The sequence below is a fragment of the Galbibacter sp. genome (assembly GCF_048266365.1).
Taxonomy (GTDB): domain Bacteria; phylum Bacteroidota; class Bacteroidia; order Flavobacteriales; family Flavobacteriaceae; genus Galbibacter.
In genome coordinates this window covers 332869-356976 of record NZ_JBLWZP010000003.1, presented here as the reverse complement: position 1 = coordinate 356976, position 24108 = coordinate 332869, and the positions used below count along the sequence as shown (strand labels likewise).

Genomic DNA, 24108 nt, shown 5'->3' with positions numbered 1-24108 from the left:
CCGGATCTTATGGGCAACCATAAAAGCTATTATTATCCATTGTTTTGAAATCTTCCTAACACAGCAAGCTCTTCAGCAGTATCGAGGTCTATATCATCCAGTATTACTTTTTTTCTTTACTGTACTTGAAATACAGACAGTAAAGCTGATTTCTTACAGGTTGTATGACTTTTTCAACCCTGTATAATTTTCCTGAAAAGGAACAAAGCCCCTGATTCAATCAAGGGTTTTGAAGAGATAGTTTTTTATCAAGATTTCTCAAATCACAAATGAAGTTACTTGATGGATCAAGCCATCCTTAAAATTCCAAATGTCACAAAAGGAACTATTTTTTGATTCGCCGTTTTTTTCAAATACTATCTGTCCAAGCTCAACAATGAAATCTTTTTCTTTGATATAATTTTTTGTTGTAAATACTAATCCATCATAAGTTGAGCTTATGTACTTAAGAATTTCGACCTTTCCATGGAAGGTGATTTCACCGACGTTTTCCCATTTTATATCTTCGGTGCAGTACGTGATGAATTCATCATAGTTTCCTTCTGCCAAAGCTTTGTTCGCCTTTATAAAAATATCCTGGTTACTCATATCTGATCTTTGTTTAATGACTGTTCTAATTAAACTTCTTTTTCAATCTCTATTCCTATTTTGCCATAAAAGTCTTCATCACCAGTTTTGTATTCTAATAAACTATGAGCTTTACCTATTTCAGACAATGGATAGACCTTATTTAAAAAAGGCTTTAGCTTTTTGTTTTCTACCAATTTGGTCAGCTCATCCAATTTATTTCTATTCTGTCGGGTAAAGACAAAGTGATAGGAGGCATTTTTCCCCCAAGCTTCAATAAGGTTCTGGGGTTTGTCTATATCAACAATGGTAACTACTTGCCCCATCTGACTGAGTATTTTTCCACTGTCGGAAAGTGTATTGCCACCTATGGTATCAATGATCACATCAACCCCCTTATTGTCTGTCATTTGCTGGATCGCATCGATGTAGTTTTCATTTTCATAGTCAATGACATGGTCAGCGCCCAATTCTAGAAGAAATTTATGATGAGCCTTTCTGGCTGTGGTATACACAATTGCTCCCATAGCTTTGACTATTTGGATAGTCGGTATACCTACACCACCGGCACCACCATGAATCAAAATGGATTGGTTGATTTTGAGCTGCGCCCTGGTCACTAGCATCTCCCAAGCTGTTCCTGCGGCCAAAGGAAGTGTTGCAGCTTCCAAATGGCTTAAATTCTTCGGCTTTAAACCCATAATAGACTCGTGGGCAACGTGAAATTGTGCATAGCTTCCTGGTCCGTTGAAAATCTCCGGGGTATAATACACTTCATCACCGACTTTAAAGTTTTCCACTCCTGGACCAACCTCTACGATCTCACCTGAGACATCGTGACCTGTAATGACAGGTAATTCCAATTCATTTTTATAATCCCCGCGCCGTACCTGGTAGTCCAAAGGATTTACAGAAGTTGCAAAGACCTTGACCAAAACTTCCTTGAATCCTGGTTTAGGTGTAGGTATATCCACAATTTCAAAATTTTCAATAGAGCCGAACTCTTTTAATACTGCTGCTTTCATATGTGTTTTATTTAAAAATGTTAAATTAAAAAGGTTGAAAAATATTGCTTTGAGAAATTTTGATCTCTAATTAATCATGTTTTAGACCGTTAATTATTTAGATAAGGCCGCCTTACATGTCACTAATTCAGTGCTCTTTATAGTAAAATTTGATATCGCTGAAATACTAACACGTCTTATTGTTAACGAATTCTGTGCCGAATCAATAAATCATTAGTACACAGTGTTTTAAATGTAAATAAGTGTTTATTATAGTTCTTAATTACAGTATTTTTCTAATATTTAAGAAATAGTACTTTACTCTTAGCGTTTTAGTATCATTATTCATTTTGAAATGTAAGCCCTAGCCATGCGTTATATTATTCATAGAAATAATAGGGATTTTGAAATTGAATTATGATTTTTAGAGATGGCTACGTATTCTCAATTTCGTTTTGAAGATTTCCTTTTTCAATGGTAAAAATTTTTAAAAAATCTTCCATCTCGCCTTGTTATTGTTGTCCATCCGTCATCCATGATTAAAGGACTTGAAGTGTCAAACAAAGCGTTTTTAGAGCTTGACTGTGAGTCCTCCAAAGGGCTGATTTGTAAAATCCACCGTGTATTTCTCCTGTCTTTTTTTAAGGGAGGGCATAAGCCCACTCCAAATGGTAAGGAGTAGTTTTTTGATTGTTCTGGGCACCCCATGGTCTGATTTATGTACACTCATAAATTCCAATGTTATGGGGTAATGATCAGTTTCCCAACAGTTCTACCGGTCTCTTGCTGTAAATGGGCTTCTTGCATCCGATCGAAACTATACGTTTTGAAAATAGTTGGTTTTAGGATCTCTTTTTCCAAAAGGGATGCAATCTGTTCCATGTCCCCACCATGGGATTGCACCAGGATGAAGTAACCTATTACTCCTTTGGCAGCGGCCTTTGAGGTGACTTCCTCATTTAACCCTGTAGGGATGCTGATGATGCTTCCGCCTGCCTTGGTTACTTCAAGGGAGTGATCTATATTATCACCACCAATGGTATCGAGGACAAAATCAAATTCCCTTGGGTGTGCAGTCCAGTCGTAGCCACGATAATCAATGTGTCCGTCAGCACCCAAACCCAATACAAAATCCCTGTTTTTTACAGAGGAGGTCCCGATCACCGTGGCTCCCAAATACTTTGCAATTTGAACCGCGATATGTCCCACTCCTCCCGAAGCGGCATGGATAAGTACTTTCTGACCTTTTCGGACATTGGCATTTGTGACAAGAGCCTGCCAAGCGGTCAATGCAACCAGGGTTGCTGCGGCGGCCTTTTCATGGGAAATGTTTTGAGGTTTAAGAGCCAAATGCGATGCAGGAGCCGCTACGTATTCCGCATACGCCCTTCCATGCTGGGGAAAGTTTACCATTCCGAACACTTCGTCGCCAATTTGAAATTTGGCATCCTGACTCTCTACAACAATACCTGAGATATCCCACCCCAAAACAAGGGGCTGTTCGTCCTTTATCCGACCATATATTCCTTTCCCATTACGGGTTTTTACATCGACAGGATTGATACTTATCGCCTTGACCTTTACCAATACTTCTCCGGACTTGATGACCGGTCTGTCCACGTCTTGAATAACTAAGTTTTCTGCACCACCTGGTGTCTGTAATACAATTGCTTTCATTTTTATTGTTTTTTATTTGTTTTGAAATTGAATTTATTTGTTAGCTTGGGCAGCAAGGATGATCCTGGCTGCCATCATGATACCAACGGTAATGAAATGTACGGATTTGTTTCCCAGCCCATTATAATTGAATAGAGCTTCTTCATAATTTTAATTCTAATGCCCTATAAGGTAATCTGGTCCTGTTTTCTCCATGATGGAACCAGGGTAGAGGAGGTCATTGTTGTGTATTAAAAAACGTGTTATACTTCTTTTTCAACCTTTATTCCTATTTTACCGTAGAAGTTTTCATCACCAGTTTTGTATTCCAATAAGCTACAGGGTTTGATTTACCGCTTTAAGGGAACCGGGGAAGTCAAGTCTTTGGTTTTGAAGAACAGCAAAAAGAGCTATCTCGAATGGCCGTTGTAGCATAGGGATAGATAGGTCATTAAGGACTCCTTTGCATGACGGGTAAGAGGATGAACGTTTCTCTTGTGCAAAGGATGGGTTGAAGAGTTCCTGAACTTTTTCTGGTGAAAGATCAAAATTTTCTGCGATATAGATTTTGAAATTTTCATAGTCAACGGTTAACGGATTTATAATCAAATCACTGTTAGCTGGCTTGTTCTTGAGGTTTCTCCGAAGTTTTGGCTCCAGCTTCTACTTTTTGTAAATAGAGTTTTATAATGGTGGAATCAAAACTAATATCGTACTCGGGTGCTGTATGATTATATTGCTCCCAGTTGGTTTCGATTTTGTCAATGCCATAGCCGGCATTTTCGGCTAAGCGAACTATCCGAAATAATTTTGAAATAAGTGGGTTGCGGGGTAATGATAAATTTTTGGACTTTAATTCTTCTAAGGGTTTGGGTAATCCACCTGGATTGTAAAACTCGATATGGTTGGTAAAAATGCGGATACGTGAGTGTGCTGGAGTAAAGTAATCAGCATGCATTAACATATTAACCAGACTTTCGCGAATAGCTTCTAAACCAGGTGAAATCTCTTGACCAAAGCCCTGACTGGTTATTTGATATACTACATCCACTTTTTGTTTTAATCGTTGAAAACAGGCAAAATAATAATCCCAAAGGTTTTCAAATTCATCTAACCGAAAAGTGTAACCGGTTGTAGTATCTGTGATGGTGGTTCCCGGGATTTCGAGCAGGTCGATCCTAAAATCTGGGAAATGCTTTTCAATACAATCACGTTCCCCTAAAAAAAGTAAACCAGCATAGGTTAATTGTCCCTTATCAACAATACGCAGTTTGGTTAAGAATTCATCTTCATCAAAACGGATATAGCTAACATTAGGGTTAAAGCGTGCCATATAATCTCGGTACTCATTTAATGATGTAGTGTGCAAGTCTGCCTTAGAGGTATTGGGAGCTAATTCTGAGGTTTTGGTTTCAAAAGTTTGGTCGCGGGACATCGTATCAGTTTCTTCTTTGGTAGCTCGTTGATCTGAACTTCCCCTACGGATATAGCTATTTTGAAGGCTGTTGTAATATACTGGCTTGTTTTTTGATGCCGGCACATAAACTGCCAAGACTGTTTTACCATCTATATTATACTTTACCTGTTGGGTAGGCACAAATACATTAAACTTACCCGAACGAATGGTGTGTAAAATATCCTGTTCAATTTTTTCAGGATTGTTGAGTCCTTGTATTTCATACCTCCCCCTATTTTGTTTAATACCAAACAACAGCCATCCTCCTGAGGTATTGGAAAAAGCCGAAACGGTTTCCCATGTGTCTTTTGGCAATCCTCCTTTAGCGGCTTTTACCTCAAAGCCTTCCCATTCCAGATCGGCTAATTTTGCTATAAGTTGGTCTTTGGTCATTATTAATATGATGCTCTTAAATACGATTCTTCTATTAAATTAATTTCTCCTCCTCTTCAAGTTTACCAACTCTCGATGTAGAACTGCGGGCAGTACCCGTAGGCTTTGTACATTTCAATTATGATGGACTTTATCTTTTTAAAACTTCCCAATATCCTCTAGTACCTCCGATTCTTTTGATGATGCCTTTTTCCTTTAGAGTGTTGAAATGTGCTTGTACAGCAGAATTGTTTATTTCTAATCGTTGGGCAACCTCCCGGTAAGCTATCTTGTTGTTTTCCTTTATTAATTCTAAGATTTCTACCTGTCTTTCGGTTAAACTTTCTATTGCACCACTTATTGCACCACTTATTGCACCACTTATAGATTTTGGGAAGGTTATCCGTAAAAAATTATCAGAAAACTTAAAACAATCTTTATCGTATGCATCCAGAATCCTGGGAACACCAGAACCTAATTGTTCCACCAGTTCAAGATCCTTATAAATACGCATAATACCTTTGTTCCTTTGAATGGAATAGCCTTCGAAGAAATCTTCTTGGCTTAAACCATTTGGCAGACCTCCTATAGACGTGATCTCGATCCTATCATCAAATATTTCAAACTTTGGGGGAGCTTCAGTGGTATAGTCATTATGAATTATGGCATTAAGAACAGCTTCCCTCAACGCTACCGGATTCCATAAACGTTTACTTATACGCTCCTTAGGAGTAATCTTGGTACGGGTGGTGTTTTCCACTTCTAATCTGTTGAGGATATTGTTTGTAGCTTTTATTATGGAGCAATAACCATACTCTTGATTCTCGATTAGGTCAACCCTATTGTTTCCACTATATTTTGCCAATTTTATGGAGTTACCGTTTTCATCAGCCATTAAATAAGCTACATAATTTAATTTTTTGTTTTCAGTTAGAAGCTCTAAATTAATGGGGAAATTTTTGTTTAAAGGGGTACCTCTTTCTTGGTAGAATATCTTTAATTGCTCAAAGGTTAGTTCTTGCCTGTTGGATCGTATTTTACTTAAAGAATTCCGAACACGTTTTGCAAAGAGGTCATCAATTATTTTTTGTATCATGGGCTCGGCAGCAGTACCAACACGAATAAAACAGCCTTTTTCAGTCATGCCATATTTCTTTTTGAAATAGGGCTTCTCACTACCACCGGCTATAATAATTTTGATAATATTTTTGCCATCACGTTCCTCTGCCACTACATCGAATAAGCCCATAGCAGAAGGAGCAATATTGTTTTTGATACGGTCTTTTATTTTAAGCATATCACCGTCTATATCACCTACGCCAAGTATTTTCCCATGCTTATCAATGCCAATATATATTAACTCACCTTCAAGATAATTGAGAAAAGCAATTACTTCCTTTTCCAAATCCAGGTCTCGGGTTAATTTTTCTTTGTATTCTATTCTGTTTCAGACATTATCAGCGATTTGATGTAAAAATAAATCTTCTATATACAACTACTAGGATATCTGTTTTATAAATTAAAACTCAACATTTTAATTCTCTCACAAATTACCAAAAACTAAAAACAATTCTACACCTTGGTTTAATTTCCCAGGTTACCTTTTCCATTTTTGCTATTTAGAGTAGAACAAAATATCATAAAACATCTAAAAGCAGTAACGAAAAATGGAAACTTTAATGAAAGTAAGCTATTCAGTAGATGAGATAGAGAGCTCATTCAAAAAAGCAGGAAAGTCTAAATTGTATTACAATCAATTAATGTCAAATGGGGTCAAAAAAATGACTGTCCATTTCCCGATGCAATAGGTGAATACACATTAATACGCAGATAGTTATACAGACAGAGATGTGCAAATGATGTACAGAAAATCTCTGGTTTATTTACTGGTTTCTGTTTAGCACACTAATAATAAGTTTCTTTACCGTTTCCATTTCATCAGGTTTACTAGTGGCTACGAACAAAGTAAGACTCGCAAGCGCTTCGTTACTTACAATGGGCTTTCGATTTTGAGTGTACAACAGATTATTTTTTTCCAAAAAGAGCAGAAAGCATGCAGCTGCTATACGTTTGTTTCCATCAACAAAGCCGTGATTTTTCACAATCAAATACAATAATGTAGCTGCCTTTTCCTCTAAAGAGGGATAGAAATCTTCTTCGCCGAATCCTTTGGATATTTGCGCAATCGCACTTTGGAAACTTCCGTCCTTTTCTTTACCGAAGATTGTAGAATTAAATTCTGCCCTCATCACATCGATAATCTTTTCGTAATCGGCTGATTCAGGGTAATTAGCTGAGCGTTTGGTCAGCCCTTTATCATCCAGCTGTTCATGGTCATAATCATCCAATAACTCTAAGCCTTTGGCAAAATGCTCTAACCAATCCAATTCTGTCTTCTCTATTTTTCCCTCGATTGCTCGGCTTAAAATGCGAATACCATCTTTCAGGGTCTGAACTTCTTGCTGTTTCTGAGCTAATCGTTTTTCATTAATAACGTAGCCTTGTACCAGATATTCTTTTAAGCGTTGAGTTGCCCATTGACGGAATTCGGTGCCCTGTCGGGATTTTACGCGATATCCAACTGAAATAATAACATCTAGATTGTAATGGTCTACTTGATATATCTTATTATCAATTGCAGTTGTCGCAAAATTTGCGACAACTGAATCTTTATCCAGTTCTTCCTCGTCAAAGACATTGTTAATGTGTTTCCCGATAGTTTTAATATCACGCCCAAACAATTGAGCTAATTGCTTTCGATTAAGCCATACCGTGTCATGATCGAACGTTACTTCAACTTGAGTCTGACCATCAATGGCTTGATATATTTCAATCTGGTTCTTCATCATTTGCCGCTGTTCTGTTTATTAATATATTTTATTTTCTGCTCTGCTACTTTAAGGGCTTTCTCCCCGAGTTCTTCATCTTTTATTTCATAGAGAATTCTTTCGCTCAAATATTGAACAAGTAAATCTTCTTTATTCAAATTAAGAATTTCTGCCAGTTTTAATATCTGTTCTTTAGTTGCTTTTCGCACGCTTCTTTCAATTTTACTAAGTATAGCTGTGTCAATATCCAATTCTGCAGAAACGTGTCTTAAAAGCAATCCTTTTTCTTCCCTTTTTTCACGAAGTAGTTCGCCTATCAATTTGTGTTTTTTCATTTGTTAAATACGGCTTTATTAATTTAACTTGACAATATAGGTCAAATATAAGGAGGTATGTTTAAAAATTCATCGTAATTATGTTAAATTTTATATATTGATTTTCAAGCTGAGCCGCAAAAGAACCGCAGCATGTAACTTTCCTTAAATCTAGAGGTGTAGAAGAGAATGCGGTGCACTAATGGTGCACCACTTTGTTTGCTTTTGGTTTAAGAAATGCTGTAAGAAAAACTTCAACAGGCCTTGTATAATATACTAGTACATTATTTTTTCAGTCGCTCTGCTGTTTTCAATCGTTGATCAACCGGTAAATCTATAAATTCAATGATTTCAACTTTTCCGAAATCTTTATAGAGAGGGTTAAGAATGATATTATCTTCTAAAGGTACTATGGTGGAGGGGACTTTTAATCCAAAAAAACCATTGTCTTTAGCAAATTTTGAAAATATTTGTGTTGTTTTCGAAGAATAGGGATAGTGGTTCCAGCGCTCTGGTAGCGTTATTAAGTTGTTAATGGTGAAATCGTCTGGAAATTCTATTTTGGCTATTAAAATGTCTTTCGAAAGGTTATTGATGTTATCTGAATGGACGTAATTTTCTAAAAGTGCTAATGAAATATTTTCAGAGCAATATACGGCCCGAGTCCCTAATTCATTCCACCTCCCACCTACTTTTTCAGCTGCTATTCCTGACAGTGTAACACCCTTATATTTTTTGTTGGCTACGCGATATACAATCATAAGTATAATTAGCTATAAACATTATATTGTATTCTTATAATTTCATTTTCCACCAATTCAAATCCAAAGCTACTGTCTAATAAATCAAAAGGTTTTTGGTTTCCCAGCGCTTTTGAAGGAGTGTCTAACCAACTTTTAAAGTCTTCAGGGGTGTCAAAACTTTCATATCCCAAGCCGAACAGCCTGGAAATTTGATATATTCTTTCCGATGTTGCACGGCTATAAATGTCTTTCTTGTGCATACTGCTTATAGAGGAAGGTAAGATATCTTCAAATTCTTTTTCTGTTGCTCCCAACACAGAAATGAGTGTTTTCCAGTCCTCCTTTTTAACTCCTGTTTTTATTCTCGAAATTAATTCTAATTGAAACCCAGGTACACGTTTAGAGTTATATACTAACCATGAAGGAGAAAACTTTGGAGTATTCTGCCCCTGAGTGGTTTTCTTAGTTCTTTTTTTTACATCGCCTCCCATGAATTGGATTTTTACAATTAGTATGATGTAAATTTATAATTTAAATCATCAAATCATCAAATCATCAATGCTTTTTGTTTGTGATATAGCTTGCTTTTTCCTATACACTTTATTTTATGATTTTATGTTTTCAAACTAAAAGTAAAGGCGTGGTGAATAAAAAATCGCGAACTACAACAGGTTATTCTTTGGGTTGTTTAGTTGTAAAATAGACACTACTTCGTTGAGGTGGTCAACGTTGATCTGCTCATTTGATTAAGGTTTAAATTATTGAAAATTAAAAAATTTCAATTCGATTGGTTAACTTGGACGCGTTAAGGGCATAACCATGATTATATATAGGCTAACTTGTTTTCTGTTTTTGATATTACTTTGCGCATCTTGTAATTCACCTGATGCGGATAGGGGAATTCGTGTTGGCTTCTCCCAAGCCATGAGTTCCGATAACTGGAGGCGAGAGATGGAAAAGAGTATGCAAATTCAATCTTCTTTGTATCCTGATATTGATTTAGAAATAAAGAATGCAAATAATGATGTAGAGACTCAAATTAAACAGATTCAGGACTTCGTGGAGTCTAAGGTGGATGTACTTATCGTATCCCCAATTAAATCCATGCCGGTGACCAATGCCATTGAAAATGCTACAAAGTCTGGTATTCCTACAATCATTATTGATCGAAACATAGATGGTACTAATTATACGGCCTACATAGGGGCCGATAATATAGAAATAGGAAAGGATGCCGCAAAATATATTCTTTCCGGGCTTAAGCAAAGAGCCACTGTAGTTCAAATCACTGGAGATATTGCCTCATCGCCGGCCAAAGAGCGCCAACAAGGATTTGAGGCGGTACTTTCAAAATCTGATAAGGTAGATTTAATTGCCACCATTAACGGGGATTGGGAAAAACCTTCTTTAATTTCACCTTTGGAAAAGCTGCTGGACAGCGTGACTCCTAATTATATTTTTGCGCACAACGACCGTATGGCAATGGGGGTTTGGGAGGTGCTTAAGAGTCGTAAACTTGAGAATGATGTAAAAATAATCGGCGTTGATGGATTGTATGGTCCCAACGGAGGAATACAATATGTCAAGGATGATATTCTTTTAGCCACCATTTTGTATCCTACAGGAGGGGCAGAGGCCATTGATTTGGCCGTGAAAATAGTACGTGGAGAACTTGTCAAAAAGAACAACACACTAAATACAGTCGTTATTGATTCGGTGAATGTCGATTTGATGCAAAATCAGTTTAATAAACTGGTGGAACAGCAAAATGATATCAAAGGACAGCAGTTGGTAATCGATCAGCAACTAAAGGAGTATCAATCTCAGAACACGTTGATTAAATTGATGATAGGACTATTGGTACTCCTACTGGCACTGGCGCTATGGAGTATCTATTCCGGTATAAAGATTAGCCGAAGTAAACGAAAATTGGAATTAATAAATGAAAGGATTAAAACCCAAAGGAATCAAATTAAGAAATTTGCCAAACAATTAAAGGCTTCAAATGAGAGTAAAATTAACTTTTTCACCGCCTTGTCTCATGAGTTTAAAACCCCGCTGACGCTAATTACGAGTTCTGTTGAAACCATTTTGGAACAAAATAAAACATTGGCTGACCGTTCCTCTTTTGAAATTAACCTCATTCACAATAATTCTAAGCGCTTGAGAAGGTTAATAAATGAATTGCTAGATTTCAGGAAACTCGAATCGGATTCTTTTTCATTAAAACCCCAAAAAGTGGATGTTGTAGAGATTTTACAACAACTTATTAACGATTTTAAATTAGAGGCCGTTAAGCATTCGGTTCGTTTAAGGGAAAAGTATCCAAAATCACCTTGTTATCTGTGGATTGATATCAATGCTATTGATAAGGTATTTTTTAATGTGCTTTCCAATGCGCTGAAGTTTACCCCTGCCAATGGTAAAATTGAGGTAACAGTGGAGGAGCTGGATGAATGCGTGAAAATTTATATCAAAGATTCCGGTATTGGTATTCCTATGGAGGATATTGAAAATATCTTTGACCCTTTTACACAAGCAACTAATAACCAAAGGCCGAGTTCGGGGCTTGGGCTCTATGTTGCCAAACAATTTGTAGAACTGCATAAAGGAACCATTGAAATCCATCTACAAAACGGTACAGAATTCGTAATTACCATACCCAAAGGAAAAGGACACTTCAAGGATTTGGTTGTCCAGTCTGAAGGTGTGAAGCATCTGAGGACCACTTCCGGTATGAACCAGGATATTAAAATAGAAACACCTCAGAAGCTTCCCATTGAGACTAATGAGCAATTACCAAATCTCTTTATTATAGAAGACAATATTGACCTGTGTTTTCTTTTAAGAAAACAATTACAGGATGGGTTTAATATTTACCTTTCAGATGGTATTGATGCATTTCAAGAGGCATTGGAGCTTGTACCCGATATCGTTATTTGTGATCTGAATTTACCTGAAATCTCTGGTTTTGATATCGCAAAAAAGATTAAAGAGGATCTTCGCACATCACATATACCGGTAATTGTACTAACAGCACTCTCGGATGAAGAATCATATTTGAAAGCCTTAAATGCCGGCGCGGATTTTTATATGACTAAGCCGTTCCAAATGGAGTCCCTAAGGCAAGCCCTGAGGACGATGTTGTACAATAGAGAGCGGTTACGCTACTATTATACCAATAAATTGGATAGTGTGGTTCACAGTGATTTTAATAAAGAGCAGCAGGATTTTATCAAAAAAATGAACAGCCTTGTTATTGATAATTTAACCAACCCTGATTTCTCAGTAGAAGAGTTGGCAAAGGCACTACATATCTCCAGGGTTCAACTTTATCGAAAAACAAAGGCCATACTCGGGGTTTCCGTAAGTGACTATATGAACGAAATTCGATTGGAAAGGGCTAAAGAACTTCTTATGGATAATACCCTTTCCATAGCCGAAATAGCCTATGAGGTAGGCTTCTCTTCTCCAGGGTATTTTTCCACTGCCTTTAAAAATAAATATGGAATCTCCCCAAATCGCTATAGAAGCTAAAATGACCCGCTGAGCTTTATCGTTGTAGTTTGGTTAAATGATGTATCAATTTTTAAATTTAGGTTACATAACTAAAACTATTACGTTGTAGTTTTAAAGTGTTAAAATTAGTTAAATGCCTGTAATCTAGGTTTTTGTCTGCTATTAAGGAGGTGATTAACAATTTCAAAAGTTTTTGAATTTTTCTTAGAATAGTCAATGGTTTATTACTCATACTTTAGTGATCTAACATTAAAGATGGGATATGAATAAATTGACACTTTGGTCTATTTGTGCTGCTCTTGCGGGGTTTCTTTTTGGATTTGACACCGTAGTTATTTCAGGAGCAGATAAGCAATTGCAGGAATTATGGGGTACCACCGATGCCTTCCACGGTTCTGTTGTAATGGCCATGGCTTTATGGGGAACGGTAGTCGGTGCTATATTTGGAGGAATCCCCACCAATAAGTTTGGTCGAAAGAACACCTTATTCTTTATAGGAACTCTGTATCTAATCTCCGCTATTGGTTCTGCACTTGTAAATGATCCGATTTCTTTTGCCGCATTCCGATTTATCGGGGGACTAGGCGTAGGCGCTTCTACAATTGCCGCTCCTACCTATATCTCAGAGATTGCACCGGCAAAGAATCGCGGCCGCTTGGTATCTATGTATCAGTTTAATATTGTACTAGGTATATTGATGGCATTTCTTTCCAATTATTTGCTCAGAGATGCCGGGAGTCAGCCATGGAGGTGGATGCTTGGGGTGGAAGCCATTCCGGCGTTCTTATATATGCTTTTTGTCTTATATATTCCAAAGAGCCCGAGATGGCTATTATCCAAATCAAAAGTTGCCGAGGCAAAACAGGTGTTACAAAAAATGAACATTGGTATGGATATAGACCAGTTATCCCAGGATATTCAACAAGCGAAAGGGAATAAAAAAGGGGAATCCATCTTCTTAAAAAAGTATCGGTTCCCATTGATGTTGGCATTTTTAGTTGCTTTTTTTAACCAAATGTCAGGTATTAATGCCTTTCTGTATTATGCACCAAGGATTTTTGAAATAGCCGGTTTAGAACAGGACTCCTCTTTGCTCAGTAGTATTGGTATAGGTGTGGTGAATTTAATTTTCACCCTAATCGGTGTGTTTTTAATTGACAAAGTAGGTCGAAAACAGTTGATGTTTGTCGGATCTATCGGTTATATAATTTCACTTCTGTTGGTAGCTTGTGCATTTTTCTTTAAGTGGGGAGGGTTATCGGTGCCAATTTTCCTCTTTATTTTTATTGCCTCTCATGCCGTAGGGCAGGGAGCTGTGATTTGGGTGTTCATTTCTGAAATCTTCCCCAATCACCTACGTGCCTCCGGACAGGCATTCGGTTCTTCTGTTCACTGGGTGCTGGCCGCTATTATCCCTTCATTGGTTCCTGTTTTATTTACCTCCATTGGAGCTGGATATGTATTTCTGTTTTTTGCTATAATGATGTTTTTCCAACTACTCTTTGTACTGTTTATGATGCCTGAAACCAAAGGTAAATCACTGGAGACTCTGAGTAGGGAACTTTCTTTAAAAACTAAATTTAAATCTAACTGATTATGAATGTTAACACGCTAACTCTAACAATTTTATTAACTACACTTATGTTGCTCTGTGGCTGTAAGGAGAACTCAGAGAGAACTACAGCGACCTCTAAGATACAGGTAAGCGCTGTAATGCAGGATACTGATTACAGACCGAATTTTCACTTTACGCCAAAGGAAAATTGGATGAATGATCCAAACGGTATGTTTTATCTAGAGGGAACCTACCACTTATTCTATCAGTACCATCCCGATAGTAGCACCTGGGGACCTATGCATTGGGGACATGCTACCTCCAAGGATATGATTCGATGGGAGCATCAGCCGGTGGCTTTGTTTCCGGACGAGCATGGTTATATATTTTCCGGAAGTGCTGTGGTAGATAAGAACAACACCTCAGGACTGGGTACGGATAAACAAACCCCAATAGTGGCTTTGTTTACCTATCATGATCCTGAAGGTGAAAAAAAGGGACGCGATGATTTTCAGACTCAAGGAATGGCCTATAGTCTGGACCAGGGAAAAACATGGACCAAATACAAGAATAATCCGGTGATTAAAAACCCTGGGATCAGAGACTTTAGAGACCCGAAAGTAACTTGGGATCAGCAGCGTAACCAATGGATAATGGTCTTGGCTACTTACGAGAAAACCCTGATCTACACCTCAAAGAATTTAATTGATTGGAAATATGCTTCTGATTTTGGGGAAGGAATCGGAGCCCATGGCGGTGTTTGGGAATGTCCGGATTTTATTCCAATCAAGGTAGCGGGAACTGACAAGGTAAAATGGGTTCTTATTCAGAGTTTAAATCCTGGGGCCTATAACGGCGGATCGGGAACTCAGTATTTTGTTGGAGATTTTGATGGTAAGATATTCACTCCACAGGATTATATAAGTGATCTTGGCGAGAAGCACGATTATTGGATTGATTTTGGAAAGGACAACTACGCCGGAGTTACCTGGAATAATGCACCCGATGGAAGAACCTTATTTATCGGATGGATGTCGAATTGGGAATATGCCAATGTTGTTCCTACAGAGACCTGGAGGAGTACTTCCACCATTGCAAGAGAGCTTAAATTGCACCATATTGACGGGGTATACAGACTGTCTTCCACCCCGGTAGTGGAATTGGATGACTACTTAGATAAAAGCTTTACAAAAGAATCCATAGAACTGTCAAGGGGTTCCACCATTGTATCAGTGGATGACATATCATTGTCTAAGACAGAATTGTCCTTTGAAATCCCCAATTTGGAGGATAAGGATTATAAATTCTTACTCACCAATGCCATTGGGGATAGCCTGACTTTTGGATACGATCATTCTAAAGAGCAGTTCTATATTGATCGTTCGAAATCCGGTAAGGTTGATTTTAGCGAGCATTTTGCAAATAAACCATCTGTGGCTCCCCGAATTTCAGACAATGAAAGTTTAAAAGTATCTATTCTATTAGATAAAACTTCTATCGAATTATTCTTTGATCAGGGAACAACAGTAATGTCTGAAATATTCTTCCCTAGAAATTCTTTCCAGGAATTTAAATCACTCTCCAACCACACATTTTTAATTAACGATCTAAAAGCAAGCGAACTAAAACTTTAAAAATCAAACTTATGAAACATAAATTAGTAGTGATATTTTGTTTGTTCTTCTCCATTACCACCTGGAGTCAACAAGCAAAAGTCAACGGTACCATAATTTCTCAGGAGGATCAGATGCCGTTGCCGGGAGTAACGGTTATGGTCCAAGGAACTCAAAAAGGAACTATTACAGATTTTGACGGAAATTTTAGCCTAGAGAATGTGGCATCTGATGCCGTTTTGATCATCAGTTATGTGGGATTTTCCACAGTTGAAATTCCTGTAAACGGCTCAAATTCTATAAACGTAGCACTGAAAATTGATGCGCAACAATTGGATGAAGTTGTGTTAACGGGTTATACCACCCAGAAAAAGGCAGATATTACAGGAGCGGTTTCTGTGGTGGATATCGATGAAATGAATAAACAACCTCAAGCAAATCCGATGCAGGCATTGCAAGGCAGGGTTGCAGGAGTAAAAATCACTTCTGACGGAAGCCCAAGCGGAGGGAATACCCGAGTACTTATCAGAGGTGTAGGTACGCTTAACAATACGGATCCACTTTATATCATAGACGGCGTTCCTACCAAATCCGGAATGCATGAATTGAATCCTAACGATATTGAATCTATTCAGGTTTTAAAAGATGCTGCCTCTGCCAGTATTTATGGTTCCAGAGCTTCAAACGGTGTTATAGTAATTACCACCAAAAGCGGGAAGAATGGTAAGATGCGAGTTAATTTTAAAAACTATACTTCCATTTCTCAATACAGCAACAGACAGGATGTGTTGAATGCACAGGAGTATGGTCAGGTGCTATGGCAGGCTATGATAAATGATGGTTTGGATCCCAATTCGAATAATTTGAGCTATCAATTCCAATGGAGTGAAAATCAGGGTGCTCCTAGGTTAAACCAAGTTTTGATTCCAGAATACTTGGATAGTGAAAAGACCCTTAGATCTTCAGATACAGATTGGTATGATGAATTATCCAGGATAGGAATTGCACAATCTTATAACCTATCGGTGTCTAATGGAACCGATAAAGGTAATTACCTCTTCTCATTGGGTTATTATGATAACCAAGGCATTATTAAACAGACGAGTTTTAACAGGATTTCTGCCAGAATGAACAGCTCTTACAAATTCCTTAATGATCGCGTCACCATAGGAGAGAACTTTACCGTCAACAGGACCCAAGAGGTGGCAGATCCCGGTGTGTTGGACCCTGCATTAAGAGCACTACCCATCATTCCTGTAAGGACCGTAGACGGTCTGGGATGGGGAGGACCGGTTGGGGGAATGAACGATCGTCAAAACCCGGTACGACTTCTGGAGTATAATAAAGATAATGGCTATGAATTTCAACGTCTTTTCGGGAACCTCTACATTGATGTGGAACCTATCGATAATCTTCATATTAAAACCAATCTGGGAGTAGATCAGGGAAGTTTTTACAAACGAACACTGCAACGAAGTTATCAATCAGGTTATTTAAAGAATGATCAAAACGCCGTGAATATTGATCAGAATACCTCCAATAAGATTACATGGAGTAATACTATTACATATGATCTGACGCTTAACAATCATAAATTTAATGTGTTGGGAGGAACTGAATTGTATAGAGAAAAATTCGAAAATACGTATTTAAGAAAAGAGGACTTTTTACTTGAAACTCCGGAGTATATGTACCCGGATGCCGGAACGGGAGAGTCATTTACCGGAGGGAGTGCAACCTCCTACAGTTTGGTTTCCTTTTTTGGAAAACTGTCCTATGACTTTGATAGTCGCTATTTGTTATCCGCTACTATCCGTAGGGACGGTTCCTCACGCTTTGGGGCCAACAACCGTTATGGTACTTTTCCTGCATTTTCAGCGGGTTGGCGAATCAGTAATGAAGGTTTTATGGATAACTCAAATCTGATTTCTGATTTAAAATTGAGAGTTGGATGGGGACAAACCGGAAATCAACAAATTGACAACAACGCTATTTATTCATTATATATTGCAGACTACGGCGGAGGTGATCCTACCTGGGGAACTTCCCATGGAACTGCCTATGATTTGTCGGGAGCGGGAAGTGGGTTATTGCCTTCGGGTTTTAGATCAATTCAAATCGGAAATGATGACTTAAAATGGGAAACCACTACACAGACCAATATTGGGTTGGATTTCGGACTTTTTGACCAGCATTTAAGCGGATCACTTGATCTCTACTATAAACAAACAGAGGACATCTTAGTTTTGCCGCCATATCTGGGAACCATCGGAGAAGGTGGAAACCGATGGGTGAACGGAGCATCCATGGAGAACAAAGGTATTGAGTTTGCATTGTTGTACAGAGGTGGTAAATCGGATGGCTTGTCCTATGAGATCTCCACAAATATCGCTCTTAATAGGAATAAGATCACTTACTTACCTGTTGAGGTGCAAAACAATTACGGTGGAAACGGTTTGGATGATAATATTCTTGGAAGACCTATAAACTCCATGTATGGATATGTTACAGATGGTCTTTTTACCTCAGATGAGGAACTTCAAAATTCTGCGCAGCAGCAAGGAAAGGATTTGGGAAGAATCCGGTTTAAGGACTTAAACAGCGATGGGGTTATTGATGATAAAGATAGAGCTTGGATCGGAAACCCTAACCCTAGTTTTACCTATGGATTAAATTTAAGTTTCGCTTATAAGCGTTTTGATTTGAACTTGTTTTTTGACGGTATAGGGGACGTGGATGTGATAAATTCTAGGAAATATCAAACGGATTTTTGGAGTGTAGATGATGTAGGATCCAATAAGGGAAGCAGGCTTTTAAATGCTTGGTCACCGAGTAATCCTAACTCCACCATTCCAGCACTGACTACCATTGATAGTAATGCAGAAAACCGTTTTTCAACCTATTACATAGAACCCGGGGATTATTTTAAACTACGAAATTTACAAATCGGATACAGCATTGACCAAAGTATAGTTGATCGCATTGGGCTGAGTTCCCTAAGGTTTTATACCGGAGGCCAGAATCTTTTCACGATAAATTCTAAGAAGTTCACCGGTGTTGATCCTGAAAACCCTGTTTTTGGCTACCCTTTACCCTTAACGGTGACCATGGGGATGGATCTAACTTTCTAACACACTTAAAAACAAAGAATCATGAAAATTATTTATAAAACAATATTAGGAATAATGAGCTTTGGTTTGCTTTACGGATGTTCTGATTATTTGGAGAACACTCCGAGTTCCGTATTGGAGGAAAGTGAACTAATCAATGCAGAGAATATTGATGGATTTGTGACTGCTGCTTATGCGGCATTGGGCAATGATCATTATGATACACCTTTTAGTCTATGGCCCTATGGAAATGTCCGGTCTGACGATGCTTATAAAGGAGGAAGTGGTACCAATGACATTCAGGTTTTTCATTTTTTTGAAGTGTCTAACAACATCCGTACTGATTTTGGTGAATTGGATGCTTTGTGGTATAATTCATATGTCGCAATTTCAAGAGTTAACAAGGCTATTAATGCACTTGATCAAATAGAACAGAGTGAGTACCCCTTAAAGGATGCCAGATTATCTGAGATGTATTTCCTAAGAGGACATTTCTATTTTATGCTCAAGGAGATCTTTAAATACATTCCCTATATTTCGCAGGAGGTTCCCGTAGAAGAATATGGAACTATTTCCAACAGAGATCTTAGTAATGATGAGTTATGGGAAGCCATAGCTCAGGACTTTGTCAAGGCAACGGTAAATTTACCCGAACATCAGGATCAAATAGGAAGAGCGACCAAGGCTGCTGCATTTTCTTACCTTGCCAAGGTGAGATTGTATCAGGCTTATGAGCAGGATGAGAATAATAATGTGGTCAATATTAATCATCAAAGACTTGAGGAGGTCATTGCAGCTACGGACAGGGTGCTGGGTAAGTATACTCTTGAATCGGATTTCGGTTTCAATTTTCTTCCGGGTAGTTATGAGAATGGACCCGAATCGGTTTTCTCAATTCAGTTCTCTAATGATGATAATACACTTCATGGTCGTTTAAATTATTCAGATGTTTTATCGACACCTCAAGGTCTTGGTTGTTGTGACTTTCACAAACCAAGTCAAAACCTTGTCAATGCTTTTAAAACCGACGGTGAAGGACTTCCATTGCTTGAAGACTTTAACAACACAGATATGGACTACAGCAATCTTGATGCCTATACGGTAGATCCTAGATTGTATCACACTGTTGCCATACCGGGATTGCCGTTTAAGTATAATGAATCTTATATTTATAAGGAAGATTGGAATAGAAGCCCGAGTACATATGGATTTTATGCTTCCTTAAAGGAAAATGTGTCACCGGACTGTGATTGTTTTGTCAATATTGATCCTTTTTACGGAAATTCTAAAAACAGAATTCAAATTCGTTATGCTGATGTTCTTTTAATGAGAGCGGAAGCCTTAATTGAGTTAGGAAGGGAGAAAGAGGCTTTGCCGTTGATTAATGAGATTCGAGATAGAGCAGGGGAGAGCACCACGCTGATTGATGGTTATGCTACTAATACAAATGTTGCCCTTTACGAGGATGGCGTAAACTGTAATTGGACACAAGATTTTGCGAGGAAAGCGCTCCGTTTTGAAAGAAGACTGGAGTTTGCCATGGAGGGTAGTCGCTTTTTTGATTTGGTCAGATGGGGTGTTGCAGAAGAGGTGTTAAACACCTACTATGATGAGGAAAAAGATAAGCGTATTTATTATGCTGAGGCGCATTTTGATGCCAATGCAGAAGAGTATTGTCCAATTCCATTGGCCCAGATTAATTTCAGCAGAAATGTATATCAACAAAACGTAGGTTATTAAATTTATGATTGCTGTTATAAAATTGACCTTTTTGTAATCGGGATAATTCGTTTTAACCATAAAAATCATTTTGATTAAATATGATATAATTGGGTGAAAAATGATAATTTCCAATGTAGATGTCTTCAATTTTAATAGTGAAGACTAGAATAAAAATTTAGATCCGGATGCCCATGGTGGCAGTATCCTTGCTAAGGGAGAGATTTATGAACTAGAGCGTATTTTGGAATATGAAAATAACAGCAAAATTGAACTGTAAATAGAACGAATTTAAATGGATGATAATTTAAAAATCACCTGCTACGGTGAGGTGCTGTGGGATGTATTTCCAACGGGAGAGAAAATAGGAGGGGCTCCTCTCAATGTTGCGATAAGGCTTCAGAGTATGGGCGTGAATACCGGTATGATCAGTTGTGTTGGAAATGATGTTCGCGGGCAGAAAATTACGGACTATCTGAGAGGTTTGAAGCTAAACACCTCATGTCTAGAGATTCATCCTGATTTTCCTACCGGAATAGTTCAGGTGACTTTGGATAAAACCGGGTCGGCAACCTATGATATCAAGTATCCGGTGGCCTGGGATAAAATTTCTTTAACTCCAAATATGGTTCAAGCCGTTGAATCATCTGATGCTTTTATTTATGGGAGCTTGGTTTGTAGGGATCCTCAAAGTAAGTATACGTTGTTTGAATTGATTCCTAAATCAAGTTTTAAGGTCTTGGATGTGAATCTTAGACAGGGTTATTACTCTCAGGATCTTTTACTGGAGCTGATTCAAAGTGCTGATTTTATAAAATTTAATGACGATGAGTTATTTGAAATTGCGCAAATGATGGGATCTACTTTTAATTCATTGGAGCAAAACCTTGAGTATATTAAATCCAAGGTTGGCGCAAGCTCCATATGCGTTACCAAGGGGAGGCATGGTGCCTTGTTGGTTCATAATGATAAGTACTACTACAATAGCGGTTATAAGATCACAGTAAAGGATACCGTGGGTGCCGGGGATTCTTTTTTAGCAACATTATTGGTCAAACTGTTAAGAAATGAAGATACGCAACGCGCTCTTGATTTTGCCTGTGGTATCGGTGCTATGGTTGCCGCTGAAAGTGGAGCCAATCCTGTGTTTGAACAGTCGCAAATAGATGAGTTCATAAATGGAAGACCATTAAAGTAGGGAGTTTATCTACGATATAATTAAAAAAAAATAAACGCATCTAAATTTTTAGGTTGGTTAGTAAGAGGAATTGATGTGGAAAGGGCTACGGCTTGATCCATGTCTTTTCCTTTTTTTATTTTTTTTGTACCCTTATTTGCCTGTGAAGTAAAACCTACTGGCAGCGGGACAGAACTAACTATTACTCAATCCAGTAATAATGAAGAGAAGGCAAAACATTCTTCCGAAAATTGGGCAGTTGGTATAGATGGAATGAGAAAGCTCATTGAATAAAACCACCTATAATGGACAATTTCACACAAACTACATTCAGTACCTGCACAAAAAACGACTAAAAATTAACGACTAGCAAACCGTTGGAGTCAATTAATATCGATAAAATAAAAATCTTTAAACCTGATTTATATGAAAACTAAAATTAATTTATTTTCACTCATTTTCGCCTTTATAGGCTTGATAAGTTGCAATACCAATCAACCGACACCGTCGTCCAACCTAGAAATCGGTATGTTTAAGGTAGTAATACTTTATCCAAATGGAGAAGATAAAACCTTTGACATGGACTATTATGAAAAAAAGCACATGCCCATGGTTGCCGGTTTTTTAAGCGAAAATTTAAATTTCTTTGAAATAGATAAGGGTATAGCCGGCAGAACTCCTAATGATAAATCTCCTTTTGTAGCCGTAGGCTATTTTTATATTAATAATGTTGCTGAATATAATAAAGCAATAGGACAAAATATAGATGCAATTTGGACTGACTTTAAAAATTATACCAATATTACGCCTGTTATACAGATTAGTGAAATAAAGCAGGTGAGATACCTTGACAGAAATAAAGAATAGGAAATCATTGAGGACAACAACTAGTGGACAATACCGAACCCCAGTGAATTACTATGGGCGAGTATCCCACAAAAATCACCAGGGGAGAGCAGCACAACAACTTGGCGAAGCTTCATTTTTGTCCTGCCATTATGCAGTAGTCTTATGGTTGATCGATAGGGTGGAAGTGCCTATTATACGTGCTGGTGTTTTAATTTTTTTAGATTTTTTTGTCTCTATCCTAATTTTAACGCCATCATTATATCGGTTTGTTCATCATCTCCCAATCTGAAAATGTGCTTGTCGAATTCTACAAAACCATTCTTTTTGTAAAAACTGATTGCTCTTGCGTTTTCTTCCCAAACACCTAACCAAATGTAATCTGAGTTTTTTTCCTTGGCTATTTCAATCGCTTTTTCATATAAGATTTGTCCAACGCCTTTACCATGAAATTCCTTTGATACGTAAATCCTTTCTATTTCTAGCGCTTTTTCGTCTTTGAGTTCCGTTTGTGATGCTCCGAAGTTAATTTTTAGATAACCCACTACAGTGGTTTCAGATAAGGCAAGATGGAACTCTGAATTTTCATTATTTATTTCATCGGTTAGTTTATCAATAGAAAATCCCTGGTCTAAATACTGTTTCATATTTTCTTCTGTATTGCTCGAAGAAAATGTTTCAGAAAACGTTTCCCTGCCGATTTTTTGAAGTTGTTCAATATCGTTTAATATCGCCTTATGTATTGTTATTCTTTCCATTTTAAACATTACATTCATAATTCAACCAGTCTTTATTTTCATTTGCACCTAATTTTTCATAAAACCGTTGGCCTGCCTTATTCCATGGGGCAACCGTCCATTTGATTTGAGTGCAATTATTTTCTTTCGCTTCAGTCTTTAATGCATTCATTGATTGCTCTCCTATCTTTTGCCCTCTGTAACTTTCGTCCACATACAATTCTTTCATGTAAATTGCAGGGCTGTTCTGAGCTGTATATGGAAGATAGTAGTAAACCAACACGCCGGCGATTTTATCATTGTCTTCAGCAACGATACAATAAAAGTCGGGTGGGCTTTTCTGAAATCCGCTATTTCTCACAATTTCGGGTGTAATAGCAAAGGAGTTGATGTACTTTTCAAAAACGGCAAGTTCTTTCATCAACTGCCATATTTTTTCGCTATCCTTTTCTTCTGCCTTTCTGATTATAGTATTCAATGCTTCTAATTTAGTTTGTTCCTAATTATTGTGTTGAAAAAACTTTAAGTCCGATAATCGAACCTATTAAAGTAGTTAGGAAAAGGATTCGTATAAAAGTTGCCGGCTCTTTAAATGCAATAATCCCGACTAATACGGTACCTACTGCCCCTATACCTGTCCATACTGCATAAGCAGTTCCGATTGGCAGGGTTTGAGTGGCCTTTATCAGAAGCCCCATACTAATAGCAAGGGTTATCACAAAACCTGCATACCATAAGTACATTTCATTTCCAGTTGCTCCTTTTGCCTTTCCTAAACAGAACGCAAAGGCAACTTCAAATAAACCTGCTATAATTAAAATTATCCAATTCATACTTATTTTTTAATTGCAAAGTTCGCAAACGGTATTGAACTAAAATTTTACAAATGATA

Annotated in this window: 21 protein-coding genes; 7 read left to right on the top strand and 14 right to left on the bottom strand. The window is 37.7% G+C overall.

The features are described from left to right. Positions 1–258: 258 nt before the first annotated feature. The 11 genes from ACN0TV_RS06985 to ACN0TV_RS06935 form a co-directional block, all read right to left on the bottom strand. Positions 259–588 carry a nuclear transport factor 2 family protein gene (locus tag ACN0TV_RS06985; RefSeq protein ID WP_417361463.1) on the bottom strand — a complete coding sequence of 110 codons (330 nt, stop codon included), beginning with the start codon at positions 586–588 and terminating at the stop codon, positions 259–261. 29 nt (positions 589–617) lie between these two features. Beyond that, on the bottom strand, positions 618–1592 hold the full coding sequence (locus ACN0TV_RS06980; RefSeq protein WP_417361461.1) for a zinc-dependent alcohol dehydrogenase family protein: 975 nt from the start codon (positions 1590–1592) through the stop codon (positions 618–620). A gap of 550 nt (positions 1593–2142) precedes the next feature. After that, positions 2143–2301, bottom strand: a complete 159-nt coding sequence (locus ACN0TV_RS06975; protein ID WP_417361459.1) for a hypothetical protein — start codon at positions 2299–2301, stop codon at positions 2143–2145. Between the two features lie 11 nt (positions 2302–2312). Then, positions 2313–3248, bottom strand: a complete 936-nt coding sequence (locus ACN0TV_RS06970) for an NADP-dependent oxidoreductase (protein WP_417361457.1) — start codon at positions 3246–3248, stop codon at positions 2313–2315. A 315-nt stretch (positions 3249–3563) separates the two neighbouring features. Further along, complete coding sequence (locus ACN0TV_RS06965; protein ID WP_417361455.1) at positions 3564–3836, bottom strand: hypothetical protein; 273 nt, start codon at positions 3834–3836, stop codon at positions 3564–3566. Between the two features lie 7 nt (positions 3837–3843). Further along, complete coding sequence (locus tag ACN0TV_RS06960) at positions 3844–5076, bottom strand: RNA-binding domain-containing protein (protein WP_417361453.1); 1233 nt, start codon at positions 5074–5076, stop codon at positions 3844–3846. A gap of 130 nt (positions 5077–5206) precedes the next feature. Further along, entirely contained in the window at positions 5207–6460 is a 1254-nt protein-coding gene (locus ACN0TV_RS06955; protein WP_417361452.1) for an ATP-binding protein, read from the bottom strand. Between the two features lie 478 nt (positions 6461–6938). Further along, positions 6939–7904, bottom strand: a complete 966-nt coding sequence (rhuM, locus tag ACN0TV_RS06950; protein WP_417361450.1) for a RhuM family protein — start codon at positions 7902–7904, stop codon at positions 6939–6941. Continuing rightward, positions 7901–8218 (bottom strand): helix-turn-helix domain-containing protein, encoded by a 318-nt coding sequence (locus ACN0TV_RS06945; protein ID WP_417361448.1) that lies wholly within the window; start codon positions 8216–8218, stop codon positions 7901–7903. Before ACN0TV_RS06945 ends, rhuM begins: the two co-directional genes overlap by 4 nt. 263 nt (positions 8219–8481) lie before the next feature. Then, a complete protein-coding gene (locus ACN0TV_RS06940) occupies positions 8482–8958 on the bottom strand; it encodes an RES family NAD+ phosphorylase (RefSeq protein ID WP_417361446.1) in 477 nt (158 codons plus the stop codon). Between the two features lie 8 nt (positions 8959–8966). Next, a complete protein-coding gene (locus ACN0TV_RS06935) occupies positions 8967–9431 on the bottom strand; it encodes an antitoxin Xre/MbcA/ParS toxin-binding domain-containing protein (RefSeq protein WP_417361444.1) in 465 nt (154 codons plus the stop codon). A gap of 361 nt (positions 9432–9792) precedes the next feature. On the opposite strand from ACN0TV_RS06935, the gene ACN0TV_RS06930 reads away from it, so the two are divergent. The 7 genes from ACN0TV_RS06930 to ACN0TV_RS06900 all read left to right on the top strand — a co-directional run bounded on the left by ACN0TV_RS06930 (position 9793) and on the right by ACN0TV_RS06900 (position 22500). Continuing rightward, the gene (locus ACN0TV_RS06930) at positions 9793–12477 is read left to right on the top strand and encodes a substrate-binding domain-containing protein (RefSeq protein WP_417361442.1); all 2685 of its coding nucleotides are present in this window, start codon (positions 9793–9795) and stop codon (positions 12475–12477) included. 244 nt (positions 12478–12721) lie between these two features. Further along, positions 12722–14053: a sugar porter family MFS transporter gene (locus ACN0TV_RS06925; RefSeq protein WP_417361440.1), complete on the top strand. Its 1332-nt coding sequence runs from the start codon at positions 12722–12724 to the stop codon at positions 14051–14053. A gap of 2 nt (positions 14054–14055) precedes the next feature. Further along, positions 14056–15648, top strand: coding sequence for a glycoside hydrolase family 32 protein (locus ACN0TV_RS06920; RefSeq protein WP_417361438.1), 1593 nt, complete (start codon positions 14056–14058; stop codon positions 15646–15648). 11 nt (positions 15649–15659) lie between these two features. Continuing rightward, positions 15660–18758, top strand: coding sequence for a SusC/RagA family TonB-linked outer membrane protein (locus ACN0TV_RS06915; protein WP_417361436.1), 3099 nt, complete (start codon positions 15660–15662; stop codon positions 18756–18758). A gap of 21 nt (positions 18759–18779) precedes the next feature. After that, positions 18780–20477 (top strand): RagB/SusD family nutrient uptake outer membrane protein, encoded by a 1698-nt coding sequence (locus tag ACN0TV_RS06910; protein WP_417361434.1) that lies wholly within the window; start codon positions 18780–18782, stop codon positions 20475–20477. Between the two features lie 274 nt (positions 20478–20751). Further along, complete coding sequence (locus tag ACN0TV_RS06905) at positions 20752–21654, top strand: carbohydrate kinase family protein (protein ID WP_417361433.1); 903 nt, start codon at positions 20752–20754, stop codon at positions 21652–21654. 405 nt (positions 21655–22059) lie between these two features. Beyond that, positions 22060–22500 (top strand): EthD family reductase, encoded by a 441-nt coding sequence (locus tag ACN0TV_RS06900; protein ID WP_417361431.1) that lies wholly within the window; start codon positions 22060–22062, stop codon positions 22498–22500. 215 nt (positions 22501–22715) lie between these two features. Here ACN0TV_RS06900 and ACN0TV_RS06895 read toward each other — a convergent pair whose 3' ends face one another. Genes ACN0TV_RS06895 through ACN0TV_RS06885 form a run of 3 tightly spaced genes read right to left on the bottom strand, consistent with a single transcriptional unit; the run spans position 22716 to position 24049 of the window. After that, entirely contained in the window at positions 22716–23237 is a 522-nt protein-coding gene (locus ACN0TV_RS06895) for a GNAT family N-acetyltransferase (RefSeq protein WP_417361429.1), read from the bottom strand. A 1-nt stretch (position 23238) separates the two neighbouring features. Beyond that, the gene (locus ACN0TV_RS06890) at positions 23239–23694 is read right to left on the bottom strand and encodes a GNAT family N-acetyltransferase (protein WP_417361427.1); all 456 of its coding nucleotides are present in this window, start codon (positions 23692–23694) and stop codon (positions 23239–23241) included. 25 nt (positions 23695–23719) lie between these two features. Next, complete coding sequence (locus ACN0TV_RS06885) at positions 23720–24049, bottom strand: DMT family transporter (RefSeq protein WP_417361425.1); 330 nt, start codon at positions 24047–24049, stop codon at positions 23720–23722. Between the last annotated feature and the right edge of the window lie 59 nt (positions 24050–24108).

Bases quoted from the DNA above. Each gene is read 5' to 3' on its own strand.
- ACN0TV_RS06915 (WP_417361436.1), top strand. From the start codon at position 15,660: ATGAAACATAAATTAGTAGTGATATTTTGTTTGTTCTTCTCCATTACC.
- ACN0TV_RS06985 (WP_417361463.1), bottom strand. From the start codon at position 588: ATGAGTAACCAGGATATTTTTATAAAGGCGAACAAAGCTTTGGCAGAA.
- ACN0TV_RS06975 (WP_417361459.1), bottom strand. From the start codon at position 2,301: ATGAGTGTACATAAATCAGACCATGGGGTGCCCAGAACAATCAAAAAA.
- ACN0TV_RS06945 (WP_417361448.1), bottom strand. From the start codon at position 8,218: ATGAAAAAACACAAATTGATAGGCGAACTACTTCGTGAAAAAAGGGAA.
- ACN0TV_RS06920 (WP_417361438.1), top strand. From the start codon at position 14,056: ATGAATGTTAACACGCTAACTCTAACAATTTTATTAACTACACTTATG.
- ACN0TV_RS06895 (WP_417361429.1), bottom strand. From the start codon at position 23,237: ATGGAAAGAATAACAATACATAAGGCGATATTAAACGATATTGAACAA.
- ACN0TV_RS06960 (WP_417361453.1), bottom strand. From the start codon at position 5,076: ATGACCAAAGACCAACTTATAGCAAAATTAGCCGATCTGGAATGGGAA.
- ACN0TV_RS06910 (WP_417361434.1), top strand. From the start codon at position 18,780: ATGAAAATTATTTATAAAACAATATTAGGAATAATGAGCTTTGGTTTG.
- ACN0TV_RS06940 (WP_417361446.1), bottom strand. From the start codon at position 8,958: ATGATTGTATATCGCGTAGCCAACAAAAAATATAAGGGTGTTACACTG.
- ACN0TV_RS06925 (WP_417361440.1), top strand. From the start codon at position 12,722: ATGAATAAATTGACACTTTGGTCTATTTGTGCTGCTCTTGCGGGGTTT.
- rhuM (WP_417361450.1), bottom strand. From the start codon at position 7,904: ATGATGAAGAACCAGATTGAAATATATCAAGCCATTGATGGTCAGACT.
- ACN0TV_RS06980 (WP_417361461.1), bottom strand. From the start codon at position 1,592: ATGAAAGCAGCAGTATTAAAAGAGTTCGGCTCTATTGAAAATTTTGAA.
- ACN0TV_RS06900 (WP_417361431.1), top strand. From the start codon at position 22,060: ATGAAAACTAAAATTAATTTATTTTCACTCATTTTCGCCTTTATAGGC.
- ACN0TV_RS06885 (WP_417361425.1), bottom strand. From the start codon at position 24,049: ATGAATTGGATAATTTTAATTATAGCAGGTTTATTTGAAGTTGCCTTT.
- ACN0TV_RS06905 (WP_417361433.1), top strand. From the start codon at position 20,752: ATGGATGATAATTTAAAAATCACCTGCTACGGTGAGGTGCTGTGGGAT.
- ACN0TV_RS06970 (WP_417361457.1), bottom strand. From the start codon at position 3,248: ATGAAAGCAATTGTATTACAGACACCAGGTGGTGCAGAAAACTTAGTT.
- ACN0TV_RS06935 (WP_417361444.1), bottom strand. From the start codon at position 9,431: ATGGGAGGCGATGTAAAAAAAAGAACTAAGAAAACCACTCAGGGGCAG.